Source organism: Variovorax sp. Root318D1, assembly GCF_001424835.1.
Lineage (GTDB): Bacteria > Pseudomonadota > Gammaproteobacteria > Burkholderiales > Burkholderiaceae_C > Variovorax.
The window spans coordinates 77,984-95,918 of record NZ_LMCQ01000020.1 but is presented as its reverse complement, the minus strand read 5'-3'; the positions used below and the strand labels follow the sequence as shown (position 1 = coordinate 95,918).

Genomic DNA, 17,935 nt, shown 5'->3' with positions numbered 1-17,935 from the left:
GTTTCTCTCAAGCTCTCTTGGGCTTTTCAATGGGCGGCGAAGGTCACGCGGTCGGGCACGGTCTTGAACTCGCCCTTGCTGCTCCACCACGGCATGAGCAGGAAGAAACCGAAGTAGAAAAGCGTGCCGATCTGCGAAATGGTCTGCGCGATGTCCAGCACGAACGAACCGATGACCAGGTTGCCCCAGACGCCGGGCGCCTGGATGCCCAGGTAGCCCAGGATCAGGAAGAGGAACACGAAGACGCCGTAGACATACTTGTGCCAGGTCGGGCGGTAGCGGATCGACTTGACTTCGCTCTTGTCGAGCCATGGCAGGAAGAACAGGATGATGACCGAGCCGCCCATCACCAGCACGCCCCAGAACTTGGCGTCGAAGGCCTTGAGCAGGAAGATCGCCACGGCTGCGACCACGACAAGCGCAATCTTCAGCGCCGTGCTCGACTTGCCCTTGACGAAATTGAACACCGCGGCCAGGGCGATGATCAGAGCGAACACGTTCACCATGTCGTCGGTGGTTGCACGCAGCATCGAATAGAACGGCGTGAAGTACCAGACCGGCGCGATGTGGTTCGGCGTCTTGAGCGAATCAGCCGGAATGAAGTTGTTGTACTCGAGGAAGTACCCGCCCGCTTCCGGCGCGAAGAAGATCACGGCCGAGAAGATCGTGAGGAACACCACCACGCCGAAGATGTCGTGCACCGTGTAATACGGGTGCGACGGAATGCCGTCGAGCGGATGGCCGTCGGGGCCGCGATTGGCCTTGATTTCGATGCCGTCGGGGTTGTTGGAACCCACTTCGTGCAGCGCGATCAGGTGGGCCACCACGAGGCCGAGCAGCACCAGCGGCACGGCGATGACGTGGAAGCTGAAGAAGCGGTTGAGCGTTGCGTCGCTCACCACGTAGTCGCCGCGAATGAGCAGGGCCAAGTCAGGGCCGATGAACGGGATGGCGGCAAACAGGTTCACGATCACCTGGGCGCCCCAGTAGCTCATCTGGCCCCAGGGCAGCAGGTAGCCCATGAAGGCCTCGGCCATCAGGCACAGGAAGATCGCGCAGCCGAAGACCCAGATCAGCTCGCGAGGCTTGCGGTAGCTGCCATACATGAGGCCGCGGAACATGTGCAGGTACACCACGATGAAGAACGCCGAGGCGCCGGTCGAGTGGATGTAGCGGATGAGCCAGCCCCAGGGCACGTCGCGCATGATGTACTCGACCGAAGCGAACGCTTGGTTCGCATCGGGCTTGTAGTGCATCACGAGGAAGATGCCGGTCACGATCTGGATCACGAGGACCAGCATCGCGAGCGAGCCGAAGATGTACCAGAAGTTGAAGTTCTTCGGCGCGTAGTACTTGCCCCACTGGTCGTTCCAGAGCTTGGTCAGCGGGAAGCGGTTGTCGACCCAGTTGAGAAGCTTTTCGCCCGCGGGCGCATTGGGGGAAATTTCGTGGAATTCAGCCATGTTCTTCTTCTGCCTCAGGCCTTCTTGTCTTCGCCGATCAGGAGCTTGGTTTCCGACAGGTACATGTGCGGGGGCACAGGCAGATTGTCGGGCGCGGGCTTGTTCTTGAAGACACGGCCGGCCAGGTCGAACGTGGAACCATGGCAAGGGCACAGGAAGCCGCCTTCCCAGTCGGCAGGCAGCGAGGGCTGCGGGCCGGCCTGCAGGCGGTCGACCGGCGAACAGCCAAGGTGGGTGCAGATGCCCACCACCACCAGCACGTCCGGCTTGATCGAACGATGTTCGTTCTGCGCGTATGTGGGGGTGAATTCGTCGGGATGCCGCTTGGAAAGCGGGTCGGCCAGCTGGCCGTCGAGCTTGGGCAACTCGGCAACCTGCTGGGGCGAGCGCTTGAGGATCCACACCGGCTTGCCGCGCCATTCGACGGTGATCTTCTCGCCGACCTTGAGGCCGGCGATGTCCACCTCGACCGCGGCACCTGCGGCTTTGGCCTTCTCGGAAGGCTGGAACGTACTCACGAAGGGAATCGCGGTGGCCACGCCTCCCGCTACGCCGGCACAGCTGGATGCGATCAACCACGTCCGCTTGCTTGTGTCGATCCGGGGGGAGCCGGAGGTCATGTCACTCATGGGGATCCTCTAAGTCTTCTTCGCTGGAGCTTGGGTCAACCGACGATTGTAGCGGGCTGTTGCGCGCATATTCAACGGCTCCGGTCGGAGCACGTGCGAATGCGCTCCGCGGCGCCCCTCCAAAGGCCAATTAAGAACAATTAATTAATCTGGATTTTCAAGACATTTCGACACAACGAATTGCACGCGCGCCGGTTGTAAAAAAGGCTAAATTAGTTGCGGCACACTTCGCCAGCTGCTAATCTTGATCCATTGTCAATTGCTAAATACGAGGATGTCCGCCATGAAAATTAAGCCATTGGTTTCAGCAGCGTTTATTGCCGCCGTGGGTATTTCTTCTGCGCTGGCTCAAAACCCGCCCCAAAACCCCCCGCCCGTTCAAACGCCGGGCCCGCAGCCGGCCAGCGCCACCGGTGCGGCCAATTCCTCATTCGGCCGCATCACGGCCAACCAAGCCGGCGGCATCGCCGCGAGCGTCGGGCTGGCAGCTGCCATTGGGAGCGGCAACGGCGGCAACAGCGGCGGCGGCAGCGGTACGGGCGGCACGAGCGGCACTGGCGGCACGGGCACCACCGGCACGAATTGATCGTGCGGGCCCTCCTGGCCGGAGGGCATTCGCTGAAAGCTCCGCGCGTTGGTCTCGCCACGCGACTTATTGAATGCTGTCTTTGGGCGGCAATTCTTTTGGGCGTTGGCGGTTGTTCTTCCGGATCTTCGGCCATGCTGGCCACTGCGCGCCATATATATAGCGGTGCTGCCACCGCACCGGCGCCCACTTTCAATCCGAATTACCGTTACCTGCGTGTAGTCGTCGGTGGCCAGACGGTCTACATGGTGCTCGGCTACATCGACCAGCGCCCTGAAGGCGCTGTCGAGGTGTGGTACAGCAACGCCGGCGAAGTCGTCAGATTGCTCGACGGGCGCCTCGTTGGAACGACCGGCCTCACCACCGACTGGCGCGAGGTGCGCTTTTCAAGGCTGCCGGCGTGGGCCGAGGCCGCGAACGCCTCGCAGCCGAAGACCTTCGGGCGCGAGCGCGACATGATGCCTGGCTACCGGTTCGGCATTCGCGACGAGATCGTCCAGACGCCCATTGCCGTGCCGCAGCAAGCCGCCGTGGCCGGCACGGCTGCCGCGTCCTTGCGCTGGTACGAGGAGCGCAGCGTTTCGCGCCCTTCGAGCGCCTCGCTGCCTCCCGCGCGCTTTGGCGTTTCGCAGGCGGGCGGCACGCCTCGGGTCGTTTATTCCGAGCAATGTATTTCCAATGACCTGTGTATGAGCTTCGAGCAGTGGACGCCTTCCCCCCCAGCACCCGTCGCAGCGGCGAGCGCTGGTACATGAGCAGTTTGCTTACCCGTGGCTTTGGCAGACATCCCTGGCCTCTTCGCGCTGCGGTAGCCTGCGCGCTGGCGGCGACTTGCGCCGCCGGGGCGCAGCCCCTCGGCGGCAGCCCCGTCGACAACAAGACCCCGGCCAACGACGCCGACATTCGTCCCGGCGAGCGGCTGAGCGCCTGGCTGCTGCGCCAGCCGGCCGAAACCGCGGCTCCCGGGCTGGCGTGGCGCGTTCCGCAGGAGCGCCTGGCACAGCAGTTTCTCAAGAACCAGTTGCTGCTGCGGCTCGACGCGGCCACCCGGCGCGCGCGCCGGGAACAACAGGGCCAGCGCCAGCAGCTGATCAAATGGCTGCAAGGCCTTCCCGTGACCGGCCGGGTTGCGCTCGGCATCGTCGACCCGCGCTGGCTCGAGGCACATCCGGAGGAAGATCCGGTGTTGAAGGCGGGCCAGCAACTGGTCGCGCCTCCTTCCGTGCTGAAGACGATCTCGGTCGTGCAGCCCGACGGCCGGCTGTGCCAGGTGGTCCATGAACCGGGGCGCACGGCATGGGACTACGTCGTGGCCTGCAACCCCGAGGGCAAGCACGACTGGGCGTGGGTCGCTCAGCCCGACGGCCGCATCGCCCGTGTCGGCGTCGCCGGATGGAACGCGCACCCCTCCGATGAGCCGGCCCCCGGCGCATGGGTCTGGGCAGCGCCGCGCGGCGTGGATGACCTGAATGCGATTTCCGAGGGCTTGATCAAGTTCCTGGCGACGCAAGGGCCCTCGCCGCAAGGCGGCACCGCAATCGCGGGAACGCCTGTTGCGGCAACACCCATTGCCGCTTCTGCAGCCATCGCAGTGGCCCCTTCAACCGACATGCCGCCCGCTCCCACGGCCCCGCCACCGGCCGATACCTTCGCGCCAACCGCCATCTCGGTGCGCCCCGAGGCGGCGCCGCAATACCGCGCGCTGCAGTCCAGCGGCAACGACTGGGGCGAGACCGGCTTGCTGCAGACGCCGACCGCCCGCATGGGCCAGGCCGGGGACATGCGCACCTCACTCACGCACGTCTCGCCCTATACGCGGCTGAACGTGATGTTCCAGCCGCTGGACTGGCTGGAAGCGGGTTTCCGCTATACGTCCGTCAGCAACCGGATCTATGGCATCGGCCTCAGCAACCAAGGCTACAAGGACAAGAGCATCGACCTCAAGGCGCGGCTGTGGAAAGAGTCGGCGTACCTTCCTGAAGTGGCGCTGGGCTTTCGCGACATCGGCGGCACCGGCCTCTTTTCATCCGAGTACCTGGTGGCAAGCAAGCGCCACGGCGACCTGGACTTCAGCCTCGGCATCGGCTGGGGCTACATGGGAAGCAGCGGAAACATCGGCAATCCCTTCAACGCGCTGAGCAGCCGTTTCAAGACGCGAGTCAGCGAGACCACATGGGGCGGCGCCAATTTCGGCCGGCTCTTTCGCGGACCTGCCGCGCTCTTTGGCGGGGTGCAATGGCGCACGCCCTGGGACCCGCTGACGCTGAAGCTCGAATACGAAGGCAACGACTACAAGAACGAGCCGCTCAACAACAGCCAGCCGCAGCGCACGCCCTTCAACATCGGCCTGGAGTACCGCTACGCCCCGGGTGTGACCTTCTCGGCCGGCTTCGAGCGCGGAAACAAGGTGATGGTCGGTCTTACGCTGCAGACCAACCTTGCCACGATGCAGATGCCCAAGACGGCGGATGCGCCGGCGCCGCGCTTTTCGCCGACGCCACCCGTCACGTCGCCGGGCTGGGCGGCAACGGCCGCCGATATCGAAAGCCGCACCGACTGGACCGTCCAGCGCATTGCGCCGCAAGGCCCGATGCTGCACGTGTGGATCACCGAAAGCGCCACCGTCTACCGGACGGCGCGCGTCGAGCAGATCATTGCCGTGCTGCATCGCGATGCGCCGGCTTCGATCAAGAATTTCGTTCTTCACTATTCGGAACGGGGCCTGGCGCTGCACGCGCAGGTGGTCGACCGGAACGAATGGGTGACGGCGCACTACCAGGCACAGGCGCCAAGCGAAGCGCGCGCCACGAGCCAGCGCGATTACGCGCCCCCGCCGCTCGGCGCCGACGATCCGGTCCTTCAGGTTGCGAAAGGCGGCGGCGGCACTTCAGCTGCCAAGGATGCCGCGCCGGTCGACAAAGTCCTGGCGCCATGGGAGCGCCAAGTCCAGAAGTTCAGCTTTGGCCTCACTCCGAGCCTTGGCCAGATCCTTGGCGGACCCAACTCTTTCCTGCTGTACCAGATTGGCGTGCAGGCGGTTGCGGAATACCGCTTCACGCCAAGCACCTGGGTCAACGGTGCGTTGAACCTGCGCTTGGTCGACAACTTCGACAAGTTCACCTACACGGCGCCCAGCAACCTGCCGCGCGTGCGAACCTATCAGCGCGAGTACGTCACCTCGAAGCGGCTGACCATGCCGGTGCTGCAGCTGACCCACGTCGGCCGGTTGACGGACAACCAGTACTACAGCGTGTACGGCGGCGCACTCGAGAGCATGTATGCGGGCGTCGGCGCGGAATGGCTCTATCGCCCGTGGCGCAGCCGGATGGCCATTGGCGTCGACTTCAACCACGTGCGGCAGCGCGACTTCGAGCAGGACTTCGGCCTGCGCGACTACAAGGTCAACACCGGCCATGCAACCCTCTACTGGGACACCGGCTGGAACGGCGTGCTGGCCAAGGTCAGCGCGGGACAGTACCTGGCCGGCGATCGCGGGGTGACCATCGACATCAGCCGCCGCTTCGACAATGGCGTGGTGCTCGGTGCCTATGTGACCAAGACCAACGTGTCGGCCAGGCAGTTCGGCGAAGGCAGCTTCGACAAGGGCATCTATCTTTCCGTGCCCTTCGACGCGCTGCTGCCGCGCTCGAACAAGTTCACCGCCAACTTTGCGTGGGCACCACTGGTGCGCGACGGCGGTGCGCGCCTGGCCCGGATCCATCCGCTCTACGAAATGACTTCCGCGCGCGACCCGAGCGCCTACAAGTTCGAGCCGCCCGCCAGTGGCGGCCCGAAGGCGGGGGACAACATCCTGAACTTCGCCCCGCCGCGGTGAACGGTGGGCGGGCCGCCGAGGAATCGGTGCACCCGCTCACCCGCGCAGCGAAAGTCTTGGAAGTGCGATCAGCGAGCCTGCGCGGCGGCACCAGCGCCGCGCATGATGACGAACAGCCATCCGATCATCAGGGCCGCCATGCAGGCGAAGCCCAGCGTCATGGCGTTGATGGTCTGGATGTAGGAGATCGGCGGCTTCGCCACGAGCATGCAGGCCCCGAAGACCAGGGCGCCGAACATCGAGCACCACAGAAGCGCTCCAGGCCGCGCGGCCGCCCTGAACCCCGTCCGGAGGCACATCGTGAGACCAAAGATCGCGGGCGCGTAAAAGAACGGCGAGAAATCCATCCCGCTGTAGTTCTTGCCGAACGCCAAGACCACCAGGTAAGGGCCGAGCAGGCCCAGCAGCACACCGCCGATCTCGGCCACCACGAAGCCGAAGATCACGAACTTGATGAAGAGACGAAATGCATCCTTCCGGCCCTCGGAGTTCCAGCCGGCCGCCAGCTTGGGCAAGATGTAATAGCCCAACGCGAGCAGCACGTATTGCATGGGCAGCAGGAAGGTGATGTAGATCTTCAGCAAGCCGCCTTGCACGGAATCTGCCGAGGACCCCAGCAGCAAGATCGCGCCTCCCGTCATGATCCAGCTCATGAGCTGCGAAAGACTCGCCTTCCAGCCATAGCTGGCGGCTTCCTTCACGGTCAGCGCCGCGGAATCGGCGGGCGGCGGCAGCGGCGCGATCACGCTTTTCAATGTCGTTGCAACCAACGCTGCAAAAGGCAGCTGGATCACCGCGATCCACAACAGCGCCTGCGTCCACGTGGCCGGCTTCGCCCCGATCAGGGCCGCCACGTATCCGATGCTGATCAAGAGGCCGGAGATGCAGAGGACCAGGTACCGGCGCCCCACGAGCAAGACGCTGCGGGAGATCCAGAATATTTCGTATCCCACGATGAGCGCAACGCCGGCCCAGCGCAGCGGCCCGGGGAAGCTCGTGAACTGCCACGCCGCAAAGCCCGCCAATGAGACGGCAAGCACGAGCACCCAGCTCCACCAGGCGGCGGACCGATCGGCGTAGTGGCGCTTGATCAGCAGTGGCTCGTGGACCACCGCGGTATGCAGGATGTATTGGAAACTGACGATCGCCAGGAATGCCGACGCAATCCCAAAATCGGAAGGCGACAGCGCCCGCGCGAGCGCGAAGCTCAGCAGCAGCTGGCTCGCGCTATAGATGCATTGGTCTGCAACGGCATAGATCGGACCACCGAGGCGTTTTCGAATGCCGGACGCCATCCCCTAGTCCGCGACGGAGAACAGCACCGGATAAGAAGACGCCTTGGCAGCAACGCCCCCTTCCACCGGATTGCCGCAACTCCCGTGATGCACCTGCGGAAAGAAGTCGACCCGCGTGCACTTCTTGCCCTTGGCTGCGGGAATCAGCACGTTCTGCTCGGAGCTTTGCGTCCACACCACGTGCAGCAAGGTGGTTCCACGGCTCAGCACCAGCTTGTTCAGGTTCCCGTTGCTGTCGTACGAAACCTTCTTCGAAGTCCGGGCGATCTTGAGAAATTCGGTCAGGCTGGAAAACGCTTCTTTCTTCTCGCCGGCCTTCGACTTGAGCCCGAAGTTGTCTTCTCTCGAAACGACGGAGGTTCCCCGGTCCTTCCAGGCGTAGAGGTTCAAGAGCTTGATGCCCGCGGCCACGTTGGTCAGGTACTCACGCAGGATGAGCGCAGCCTGAGTGTTGCGGTCCCGCACCGGCAGGTACGACGCATAACCCCATTCCGAGGCAACGATGCCGACCTTGTTGAGCTGCAGTTGGTCCAGCTTGGCGCGCAGCTTTCCGTAGTCGGCTATCGCCGTTTCCGGGATCGAGCGGTAGGGGTGGATCGAGATGTCCGTCAGGCAATTGGCCTTGGCTCCCGAGACGAAGGCATTCTCGAGTTGCGGCGGCACTTGCCCCTGGTTGAACGGAAGCTTCGCAAAGCCGAACCCCATGACGATCTTCGGCGGGTTCTTCAATTGCGCGATGCTGCTGCAAAACTCCGCGGTCGCGGTTTCGAAGTTCGAGAAAAGCGCCGGGTTCAGAAAGGTTTTGTAGTCGGGCTCGTTCCACAATTCCCACACCGCCACGTCGGCGGTGTGCGCGTTCATGAATTCGGCGGCAAAGTTCGCGAACAGCTTTTCCCGTTGGCCGCTGCCGAGGTCAGAAGGTTCGTGGCCCCAGATCTCCCGGCCACCGAACAGCGTCACGATGGCGTCGAGCCTCGCATTGCGCACGCGCCGGATCAGCTTGGAGTAGTCGATCTGCCCGGGGTTGACGCTCTTCAGCGGCGGCCGCACGCCGAACCGGACGAACTCGAAGCCCGCCGCCCGGATTTCATTCAGGTCTTCGTCCGAGATGTCGCTCGGGTCGATCTGCACGCTCAGTGCCGTCGGGTAGTCGGTATTCAGTTCGCTGATGCCGCGCGCCTGGGCCGCGCAGGAAAGAGCCGCAAGGGCCGAGGCAGCGCAGAGCAACTTGCAAGCCCCGAACAGGCGCTTCGAGACAGGGGCAAGGGATGAAAACTTCATCAAAGAACTGACTCCTTGTACAAATCGACAATGGCGGAGTTCATCCGGTCGGCGGTGTATTTCTTCTCGAAAATCTCGCGCCCGGCCCGCCCCATCCGGACCATGTCCTCATCGGAGATCTGGTCGATTTCGCGCAGCATTTCATCGAGACGTGCGAGCGGAAACAGCCGTCCGCTCCGGGTGTCTTCGACGATGTCCACGAGGCCGCCTACGGCCGATGCAAACACCGGCTTGCTCCGCGCCATGGCTTCGACTGCGACGAAGCCGAAGCCCTCCCATCTGGAGGGAACGATGGTCGCGTCGCAAGACCTGTAGGCGGCGTCGAGTTCGTCCTTCTCGAGCCATCCCTTGAACTCGATGTCCTCCGATTGGACGAGAGAAAGATCGTTTCGAACGGAGCCGCCGACGACGATCAGCTTGAAATTGGGCCGAACCCGCGCATACGACTCGAGCAGTGCATCGATGCCTTTTTGCCGGTCAAGCCGCCCCACGAACAGGATTCGCCGGGCGTGCGGCGGATGCCTGGGAACGGCGGCCTGCTCCAATAGAACCGCCGCCGGGGTGATCCCGTTCGGAATGCACCGGCAACGCTTGATGCCGAACTTTTCCGCAATGCGCAGCTCATGGTCGCTGATGCAGATGATGGCGTCGCTCCAGTACGAAAGGAGCCATTCGACCCACCGATAGATCGACTTCTTGTACGAAGGGCCAATCTGGTCGAAAGCCCAGCCGTGAGAGCAATAGACGATCTTCGTCTCTTGAGGCACCTGGCCGAGCAGCGCCATGGCGCGAACGATTCCGCCCGCGATCGAGCTGTGCAGATGAAGCACCGAAGGACGTTCCGTGCGGATGATCTTGCGCACTGCGGCGGCATAGGTCGCCAGGGCCAAGGGACTGCGCGCGGTCGGGACCACGTGGGTGTCCTGCGAACTCAGCCAGTCCACTGGCCCGGGAAGAATGAACTTTGCCTGGCTGATCACCGGAGAGTTCTGCTGGAAACCGGAGACCATCCGAAGATAGGTTTCCAGCCCGCCCTTGAGTGTTTCGGCAATGTGCAAGATTTTCATGGCCCGCTCCCTCAGATCAAGGCATGAATTCCGGCAACCACTTCGCGTCTGAGCAGATCGAGTGTTTGCCGGTCCGGAGTTTTTTCGCTCAATACGCCCAGTACCGACGCTTCGAGTTTTTCGACGCGGGGCGACAAATCGAACAGGTAGCGCTTTCGCTTGGTCAATTCGAAGAACGACTCAACCTTTTTGTCCCAGTTCATTCCTATCGATGGAATGTTCAGGCTGTAGGCAACGATGTTTGCGTGAAGCCGGTGGGCCACGATGCAGGAACAGGCGCTGATCAGTGAAACCAGTTCATCGGGATGCCGAGGCACGAGAAAACCTGATTTCAGGGCACCGGCTTCGGAAGAAATTTCGCTCAATACCTTGTTGTCTTCAGATGCGCCGTTGGTGAAATAGAGCACCCGCTTTCCCTGCGCGTTCAAGGCTTCGGCCAGTGTTGAAAAAAAGCGGGCGGACTGGGTCGAATTGGAGTTGGCGTATTCGGAATTCATGACAAGGGCATCGAGGCTGCTGACGCAAATGCCGATGTCCCAGTTTTTTTCCGGCGAGAGCTCTTCCGAAAACGCGTCCGCGCAAACAAGGGCGGGATCGGGAACGACCCGTATGCTGCCTCTCGGAATTCTGAAGTGCGTGTGCAGGTTGCTTGCCGACTCCTTGTCTCGGGTCGCGTAGAAAACTGGCCTCGCATTCTTGATGAAGCGCTTGACGAGAAAGCGGCCCCAGAAAGACCATTTGGCCGTGACCCCGACCGAAACAATCACCACGCGCTTGCCGCGCAACAACCTGCTCAAGAAATACAGCTTGGCCGGAAAGTTGAGTGCCACGTCGCAAAAGAGCTGGCCGCCGCCAATGACAACCAGATCCGCGTCGCTGACCGCGGCCTTCCAGTTTTTTCGCCATGCAAGAAAGTAGCCCTTGAGGCAATACAGAAAGACGATCAGCGACCGCAGCACCGACGGCAGCTTTGCAAAAACCTCGAATGCGCCCCCGCCACGCAAGTTTTCTTCCTGGAAGCCGACGCGGCCGGCAATGTCCAGGAATTCGATGTTGGCTTGCGGATATTTCAGGCCGGCAATATGGGCCAGGGATGCGGCAATGACCCCGTCGCCGAGGTTGTCGCTGAAGGGCACTGCGCAGATCAGAATCTTTTTCATCGTTGACCCGGTTTCACCGTGAACCATGGCCGACGGCCACCACCCAGATGGTTCTGATGAAGATGCCAATGTCCGTGCCCACGGACAGCGTCTCCACGTAGGTGACATCCAGTGCCACGCGCTTCTTGTAGCTGAGCTGATTGCGGCCGCTGACCTGCCACAGCCCGGTGATCCCGGGCCGCACGGCGCAATAGAACGACCAATCGGCGCCATACAGGCTCTTCTGGTCCAGCATGCAGGGCCGGGGACCGACCAGGCTCATGTCGCCCACGAGCACGTTCCAGAACTGCGGCAGCTCGTCCAGGCTGGTCTTGCGGATGAACTTGCCGAAGCGGGTGATGCGCGGGTCGTTCTCGAGCTTTTGATAGTCGTCCCACTGCTGGCGCGCCACCGGGTCGTTCTTGAGATGCTCCTCGAGGATCTGGGCAGAGTTCGGCAGCATCGAGCGGAACTTGTAGAACTTGAACACGCGCCCACCCCGCCCGAAGCGCGGCTGCGAATACAAGACCGGGGCGCCGGAACTGATGAAAACGCCGATGGCGATCACCACGTAGAGCCAGCCGAACACGCAGAAAAAGAACAACGACGCGGAGATGTCTACTGCTCTTTTTCCGGCGCGCAGCATGGCCGGATGACGAACCCTGATCCATTCCAGTTCATCCGCGATTCCGCTTCGAGCCTCTTCGCCTCCTGGAGCCAGGGACTCCTCGCGAGAGAAATTGGTCATACGCACACCCCGTCTTCACATTTGTAGCGAAAGCGAATTTCTAGGTTGAGAACTCTCATTGCAGGAGCACCTTTCGTCTTACAAGCAAGCGCTTGCCCCATTCAGGGTCCAGTGGCACGTGACAGCCCATGCCACGCCTGAAAAACGGCTTGGCAAATGGAGCCTTGAAGGTTGCAGCGCGGACTATCAGCGCGCCGGCCGAGCGATTGAAATACCTAATACAAAAGAATGACGCACTGTGTCGTAGCCCTTTTTTATTAGCATTTAATCGGAGCACCGAATTAGTGCGTCACGTGACAATTATCACAATCTCACTGAATTTTCTCAGAAACTCGGCTATAGCCTAGGTGGTATCCCTGTTGTTTTTATATTTATAGTGTGTGTAACGGTAACCACCATATTTATAGCTATTGCTCCCGGCATGGCGTCGAGATAAGTCCATAGCATTCAAAATTACGCCATTGGCTGTACAGCCTGCGTGAGCCAATCTTCTGACGCTCTCGTTCAATTCGCCGAGTTGTGTCTTTTCTGCGCGCGCGACAAGAAGCAAGGAGCCCGCCAGCGGCGCTACCGATGCGGTGTCCGCAGCCACCAGCACGGGGGCAGTGTCGACAATCACCAAGTCGTATTGCGGCGATAGTTTTTCCAGGATCTGGGCAAATGAATCGCTTAGTAGCAATTCCGCCGGATTGGGGGGAAGCATTCCGGTCGTGATGACGTCCAGATTCGGCAAAACCGACGGGCGAACGGCCTTTTCGTAGCTCAGCGTGCCTGCGATCAACTCCGAGAGGCCCGATGAACGCGACATTGAGAAGAATTGATTAACCCGCCCTTTGCGCAAATCGGCGTCAATCAAAAGTACCTTTTTGCCCGCCGCAGCCGTGATTGCCGCGAAATTGACGGAAACAAAAGTTTTCCCGACTCCCGGTGTCGCCCCTGAAATGAGCAGGCGATTGTTGGCGGCTTCCAGCATGGCGAATTGCAGGGCCGTGCGCAGGCTGCGCAAGCTTTCGACCGCGGGATCCTCGGAATGCTGCAGCGCGAGGATGTGCACGCCCGGTACCCTGTTTTCGATGTTCTTGTCGATCGTCCGCTGCGCTGGGCTCAGGGGGATGCTGCTGTAAACGTTGAGCCCCGTGTGCATTTCGATTTCGCTCGGATTGCGGATGCCGCCGAAGAGCGAGTTCTTGGCAATCGCGACGGCGGCACCCGCCATGAGACCCAGGAGCAGCGCCACGGCGATGATCAGCGGCCTCTTGGGCCAAACGGGCTCCTCGGGAACGATGGCTTCGTCAAGCAGCCGCACGTTGCCGACCTTGCCTTCCTTGGCCAGCCGCATCTGCAGCGAGCTGTTGAGCAGCGACACGTAGAGGTCGGTGTTGACCTTGATGTCGCGCTGCATCTGCACGGTGTTCTGCTGCAGCAGCGGCATCTTCCGGATGCGCGAATCGACCGAAGCGATTTCGCCCTTCCAGGCGGAGATCTGTGTGTCCAGCGTCAGGAGTGCGGGATGCTTGTCCGTGAAGCGCGCTGAGAGTTCGCGCCGCTTCTGCTGCGCCTCGAGCAGCTTGGACTGCAGGTCGACGGTCTGGGTCAAGGCGTTCTTGGCTTCGTCGTCCAGGCTGACCGTGCCGTTCTCGTTTCTGTAGCGGTTGTACAGGTCCTCCGATTGCTCGAGCTGCTTCTTGAACTGGGGCAGCGCGGTGTCCAGGAAGCCCAGCGTCTTCTCGGCCTCGGCGGCCTTGCGCTCGATGTTCTGACGCACGTAGAGGCGCCCGATCTCGTTGAGGAGCTGCGTCAGCTTTTCAGGGCTCGGGCTCTTCCAGCCCACGTCGAGCACGCCGGACTGCTTGCCTTTTTCGACGACCTTGAGGCTGTCCTGAAGCGTCAGGAGCGTCAGTTGCTTCGAATAGCGCACGAGCCGAAACTGCGCGCCCGGCTTGGCGCTGATGGCGCTCACCAGAAGCCGGAGATTGCCGCTCGGCAGGTTGGCGAGCAGCGGGGTTCCCACCGTGCCCTTGAGAGGCGCTTTGAGTTCGGGGTTGGCCAGCTCGTAACGGTTGTCGGGCCCGACGGTCAGCGTGAATGGCTTTTCCTCGAAGTCGGCCGGAACGTCGAACTGGGGAACCATGATCTTCTCGGTTCCGGTGACGTAGCCAGAAAGGCCCATGAAGCCGGGTTCCGACAGATCGGTGGCGCGCCGGGCCAACCAGCTGCCCACGATGGGCGCGTAGCGCGGCACGGCGCTGATGTACAGCTTGGTGTTTTCCACCGCCTGCCCCAGGATGGCGCGCGACTTGATGATTTCGATTTCACCCGCGGCCGGCGTCTTCACGCTCAGCAGCGACGATGCGGCGTCGCCCAGGAAGCTGCCGGCCGAATTGCCGGAGTCCTCGACCTGCACGGCCACGTTGGTTTCGTACATGGGCTTGCCGAAGAAGGCATAGGTCACACCCAGCAACAGCATCACGCCAACCACGATGGCAATGAGCCAGCGGTTGTCGATCAGGATGTCCAGGTACTCGACGAGGCTGAATTTTTTTTCGCTTTCGTCTTCCAGCGCGGGCATCGGCAGGGCGGCTTGCTGGGATGCGTTCATGTGGATTGCTGCTCAGGTTTCGTAATTTTCAGAATGCGGTCGATCCATGTCCCGGCGCCCACGTCGATGAGCGACAGCGCATGCGCGAAAGCCGCCTCGTCTTGCCGGTAGGGATCGGGCACGTCCTGCTTGGCGGCCTCGGCAATGCGAAAGACCTTGCCGCGCACGAAGGGGTAGGTCGACTCCAGGTGGCGGCGCTGCGCCATGTCCATGACCAGGATCAGGTCGGCCTGCCGGCACAGCAACTGGCTCACCTGCTGGGCGATGTGGCCCGAAATGTCGATGCCGCGCGCCTGCATGAGCTTTTGCGCCATGGCATCGGCCGGCTTTCCCACGAGCGCGCCGGTTCCGGCGGACACCACGCGAAGATGCGGCAGGCCCGCGGCCAAGATACCTTCCGCCATCGGGCTTCGGCAGATGTTGCCGATGCAGACTGTCAGGATCGATTTCATCTGTGTCGGCTCCAGACTTCGTCGCCCGCATTGATGACCTGGGCGGCCGGCAGGATCAGGCTGGCCAGGCGGTTCCAGGTGACGAGCGGCACGGAGTCGATGTAGACCACGTCGCGCGGCTGCAGCGGAAAGCGCTCGGCCAGCCCCAGTGCCGCCGGATTCCTGGCGTTCAGGTGGAAGATGGCCGGCAAACCTCTTGCGTTGTTGCGGATGACGTAGATCTGGCCCGTGTGGGCCGAATTCAGGTTAGGGCCGCCCGCCTCGCCCAGCGCCTCGTTGAGGCTGAGCCGTCCGTTGTGCATGACGAGCGCCGAGGGACGCGCGATTTCGCCCATCACGAACACCTTGCTCTCGTCGCGGTGCCGCACCTGGATCATGTCGCCATTGCGCAGCGGAATGCGGCTGGCGTCGGCCCCCAATTCCTGGAGGTTGGGCAGGTTGATGAGCGTGGTCTTGTCGCCGCGCGTCAGCGTGATGAAAGAGCGGTCGCCGTTGGCGGTGATGCCGCCCGCGCGACTGATGGCCTCTGCCAGCGTCATCGGCACGTCGGTGAAGATCTGCAGCCCGGGGGTGCGCACCTCGCCCTCGACGAACGCGCGCCGACTTCTGAAGGACTGGATGCGCACCGTCACCTGCGGGTCCTTGATGTACGCGGCAATGCGGCGCGCGATCAGGTCGGAGGCCTCGATCTCGGTCAGCCCCTGGAGCTTGACGCGGCCAATGTAGGGAAAGGTGATCTGCCCGTCCGCACCGACGATGAAGCCGGGCGCCACGCTGATGCCGGTCGGATCTGCTTGCTGCGTGATCACCGCGCCCGCATTGGGCAGCAGTTCAGGATGGTCGTAGACGATCACGCCCACCACGTCGCTGGGCCCAATGGTGTAGACCGGCGCTTCGCCGAAGAGCGACTTCACTTCCGGCGAAACGGAGGCCGGCTGCGCCTGCGCCATCGCACGGATGAGCGCGGGCGATATGGAGGTGATGACCCCATCCGGTGCCCCGTCGGCGGGCAGGTACTGGAACTCCGGCGGCAGGCTTTGGTCTGCCTCATAGGCGCCCACGGAACTGAAGCCCGGCGCACAGCCCTGCAGCAATAGCGCGCCCATTAGGGCAAAACCCCACCCCATCGGGTACACGAAGCGTGTCAAATTGATCCCCATTGCACATATTGGTTTTCGGCAACCGCGATTTCATATGCAAGGCCCGAGCCCACTTGGTATTTGGGCCGAACCTTTTTGCCGCGGTTCGTCAAAAGCAAGCCTGCGCATGAACGGCAGACGGGCTGGGCCGAATTGTCGCTGCGGCCGCAGCGCCCACTTTCCGTGCAATAGGTGCAAAAAATGTGTCTATTTGCGGATCAACCCTGAGGACTTAAGGGTTATCTCAAAGATCAATAGCTGAACCCCCTTTTCCATTGGGAACGAAGGCTTTGAATGCGCAGGCGAAGCCATGCCTTGCGATTTGAAGATGTGAACTATTAATTAACAGCTCAAATCGGTGAATTGTGGCGCTGAAACTACAAAAGCGTCGCCCGAGCAGGTTTGCGAAAGGTTTACTCTTTTGTAAACAGTTGTGTGCTCAGGCCGGTCCACGGGCCGGCTCGCGGGCCTGCAGCAGGTCGGCGCGCGTGAATGGACGCTCGATGCCCGCCATCCAGACCGCCAGTCTCTCGAGCACATACTGCGTGGGGGCGGGACGCCCCACTATCAAAAACAATAGCGGCAGCACCAAGCCCAGCGCGAGCCATCGAGTTGTTCGCACCCGAAGCTGCCGGTGCCACTGCAGTCTCAGAAAACTGGCGCTCACCAGGGTTCCCAGTGCGGCACCCGCGACGACTTCGGCCGTGGAGTGAACTTCGAGCGCCAGTCTCGACAGGCCGATGAAGACGCCCCATCCCCATCCCGATATCGCGGCAGCCATGCGCACCAATGGTGCGCCGCGCAGTGCCACAAGCCAGAAAATGACCGGCCAGAGGCTGGTCGCCAATGCGGTATGACCGCTGAAACCAGTGAAATCAAAGCGGCGGCTGCCAATTCCCCAGCCCATGAAAGCCAGCTTGGAAAGCATCACGACAAGGCCGCACGCGCCAAATAGCAGCACCCAATGCACCGCGGCCGGGCGCGTGCCCCGATCGATTGCGAGCCAGATTGCAACCCCGAATGCGGCAGGCAACAGGAAGCCGCTGTCACCGAATCCGGTGGCAATTAACCAGAAACTATTCATCTATTTAAAAAGAGACTGCGCGCCTTTATTGGTGCGCCGGTGCCGATTGATCAAGCCCATTAAAGCAGACCATCGAAAAAAGAAATCTTTTGCATTACGCGCCGCGAGGCTTTCACGGTTCAAACCAGCGAATCCGCAGGCATACTGGCGCCTGTTCAACACCAGCACCCGGAGCATATTGATCATGAGCATCATCAGCGAGTTCAAGGAATTTGCCGTCAAGGGCAACGTCATCGATCTCGCCGTGGGCGTGATCATTGGTGCGGCCTTCGGGAAGATCGTCGACTCCCTGGTGGCCGACATCATCATGCCGATCGTCGGCCTGGTGTTCGGCAAGCTCGATTTCTCGAATCTCTACCTGGTGCTGGGCAGCGTGCCGGCCGGCGTGCCGAGCACTCTGGCCGACCTCAAGAAGGCCGGGGTGCCCGTGCTCGCCTATGGCAACTTCATCACCATCGCGGTCAACTTCGTCATCCTGGCCTTCATCATCTTCATGATGGTCAAGCAGATCAACAAGCTGCGCAAACACCAGGCGGACGCTCCCGCGGCACCGGTGGCGCCGCCTGAGGACATCGCCCTGCTGCGCGAGATCCGCGACAGCCTGAAGCGGCCCTGAAC

Annotated in this window: 16 protein-coding genes; 4 read left to right on the top strand and 12 right to left on the bottom strand. The window is 61.9% G+C overall.

Annotated features, from left to right (window positions below; genetic code table 11):
* Positions 1-26: 26 nt before the first annotated feature.
* A complete protein-coding gene (locus tag ASC78_RS17270) occupies positions 27-1,463 on the bottom strand; it encodes a cytochrome b (protein ID WP_055803710.1) in 1,437 nt (478 codons plus the stop codon).
* A gap of 14 nt (positions 1,464-1,477) precedes the next feature.
* Entirely contained in the window at positions 1,478-2,092 is a 615-nt protein-coding gene (gene petA, locus ASC78_RS17265; protein ID WP_055803707.1) for a ubiquinol-cytochrome c reductase iron-sulfur subunit, read from the bottom strand.
* A gap of 283 nt (positions 2,093-2,375) precedes the next feature.
* On the opposite strand from petA, the gene ASC78_RS17260 reads away from it, so the two are divergent.
* The 3 genes from ASC78_RS17260 (at position 2,376) to ASC78_RS17250 (ending at position 6,513) form a co-directional block, all read left to right on the top strand.
* The gene (locus ASC78_RS17260; protein WP_055804358.1) at positions 2,376-2,678 is read left to right on the top strand and encodes a hypothetical protein; all 303 of its coding nucleotides are present in this window, start codon (positions 2,376-2,378) and stop codon (positions 2,676-2,678) included.
* A 134-nt stretch (positions 2,679-2,812) separates the two neighbouring features.
* Complete coding sequence (locus ASC78_RS17255; protein ID WP_055803705.1) at positions 2,813-3,433, top strand: YjbF family lipoprotein; 621 nt, start codon at positions 2,813-2,815, stop codon at positions 3,431-3,433.
* The gene (locus ASC78_RS17250; RefSeq protein ID WP_055804355.1) at positions 3,430-6,513 is read left to right on the top strand and encodes a YjbH domain-containing protein; all 3,084 of its coding nucleotides are present in this window, start codon (positions 3,430-3,432) and stop codon (positions 6,511-6,513) included. Before ASC78_RS17255 ends, ASC78_RS17250 begins: the two co-directional genes overlap by 4 nt.
* 68 nt (positions 6,514-6,581) lie before the next feature.
* Here the strand turns inward: ASC78_RS17250 and ASC78_RS17245 are convergent, their stop codons facing one another.
* The 10 genes from ASC78_RS17245 to ASC78_RS27505 all read right to left on the bottom strand — a co-directional run bounded on the left by ASC78_RS17245 (position 6,582) and on the right by ASC78_RS27505 (position 17,503).
* Complete coding sequence (locus tag ASC78_RS17245; RefSeq protein ID WP_055803702.1) at positions 6,582-7,808, bottom strand: lipopolysaccharide biosynthesis protein; 1,227 nt, start codon at positions 7,806-7,808, stop codon at positions 6,582-6,584.
* Positions 7,809-7,811: 3 nt separating this feature from the next.
* The gene (locus ASC78_RS17240; protein WP_157634475.1) at positions 7,812-9,089 is read right to left on the bottom strand and encodes a hypothetical protein; all 1,278 of its coding nucleotides are present in this window, start codon (positions 9,087-9,089) and stop codon (positions 7,812-7,814) included.
* Positions 9,089-10,156, bottom strand: a complete 1,068-nt coding sequence (locus ASC78_RS17235) for a glycosyltransferase (protein ID WP_055803697.1) — start codon at positions 10,154-10,156, stop codon at positions 9,089-9,091. Before ASC78_RS17235 ends, ASC78_RS17240 begins: the two co-directional genes overlap by 1 nt.
* 11 nt (positions 10,157-10,167) lie before the next feature.
* A complete protein-coding gene (locus ASC78_RS17230; RefSeq protein WP_157634474.1) occupies positions 10,168-11,316 on the bottom strand; it encodes a polysaccharide pyruvyl transferase family protein in 1,149 nt (382 codons plus the stop codon).
* 13 nt (positions 11,317-11,329) lie between these two features.
* Positions 11,330-12,043 carry a sugar transferase gene (locus ASC78_RS17225; protein WP_055803692.1) on the bottom strand — a complete coding sequence of 238 codons (714 nt, stop codon included), beginning with the start codon at positions 12,041-12,043 and terminating at the stop codon, positions 11,330-11,332.
* Positions 12,044-12,386: 343 nt separating this feature from the next.
* On the bottom strand, positions 12,387-14,642 hold the full coding sequence (locus ASC78_RS17220; RefSeq protein ID WP_055803689.1) for a polysaccharide biosynthesis tyrosine autokinase: 2,256 nt from the start codon (positions 14,640-14,642) through the stop codon (positions 12,387-12,389).
* Positions 14,639-15,094: a low molecular weight protein-tyrosine-phosphatase gene (locus tag ASC78_RS17215; protein ID WP_055803686.1), complete on the bottom strand. Its 456-nt coding sequence runs from the start codon at positions 15,092-15,094 to the stop codon at positions 14,639-14,641. The genes ASC78_RS17220 and ASC78_RS17215 overlap by 4 nt, the downstream gene beginning before the upstream one ends.
* Positions 15,091-16,254 (bottom strand): polysaccharide biosynthesis/export family protein, encoded by a 1,164-nt coding sequence (locus ASC78_RS17210; protein WP_055803683.1) that lies wholly within the window; start codon positions 16,252-16,254, stop codon positions 15,091-15,093. The genes ASC78_RS17215 and ASC78_RS17210 overlap by 4 nt, the downstream gene beginning before the upstream one ends.
* 418 nt (positions 16,255-16,672) lie before the next feature.
* Positions 16,673-17,317 (bottom strand): phosphatase PAP2 family protein, encoded by a 645-nt coding sequence (locus ASC78_RS17205; protein ID WP_055803682.1) that lies wholly within the window; start codon positions 17,315-17,317, stop codon positions 16,673-16,675.
* A complete protein-coding gene (locus ASC78_RS27505) occupies positions 17,318-17,503 on the bottom strand; it encodes a hypothetical protein (RefSeq protein ID WP_157634473.1) in 186 nt (61 codons plus the stop codon).
* On the opposite strand from ASC78_RS27505, the gene mscL reads away from it, so the two are divergent.
* Positions 17,502-17,933 carry a large conductance mechanosensitive channel protein MscL gene (gene mscL / locus ASC78_RS17200; protein WP_055804352.1) on the top strand — a complete coding sequence of 144 codons (432 nt, stop codon included), beginning with the start codon at positions 17,502-17,504 and terminating at the stop codon, positions 17,931-17,933. The genes ASC78_RS27505 and mscL overlap by 2 nt on opposite strands.
* Positions 17,934-17,935: the final 2 nt, after the last annotated feature.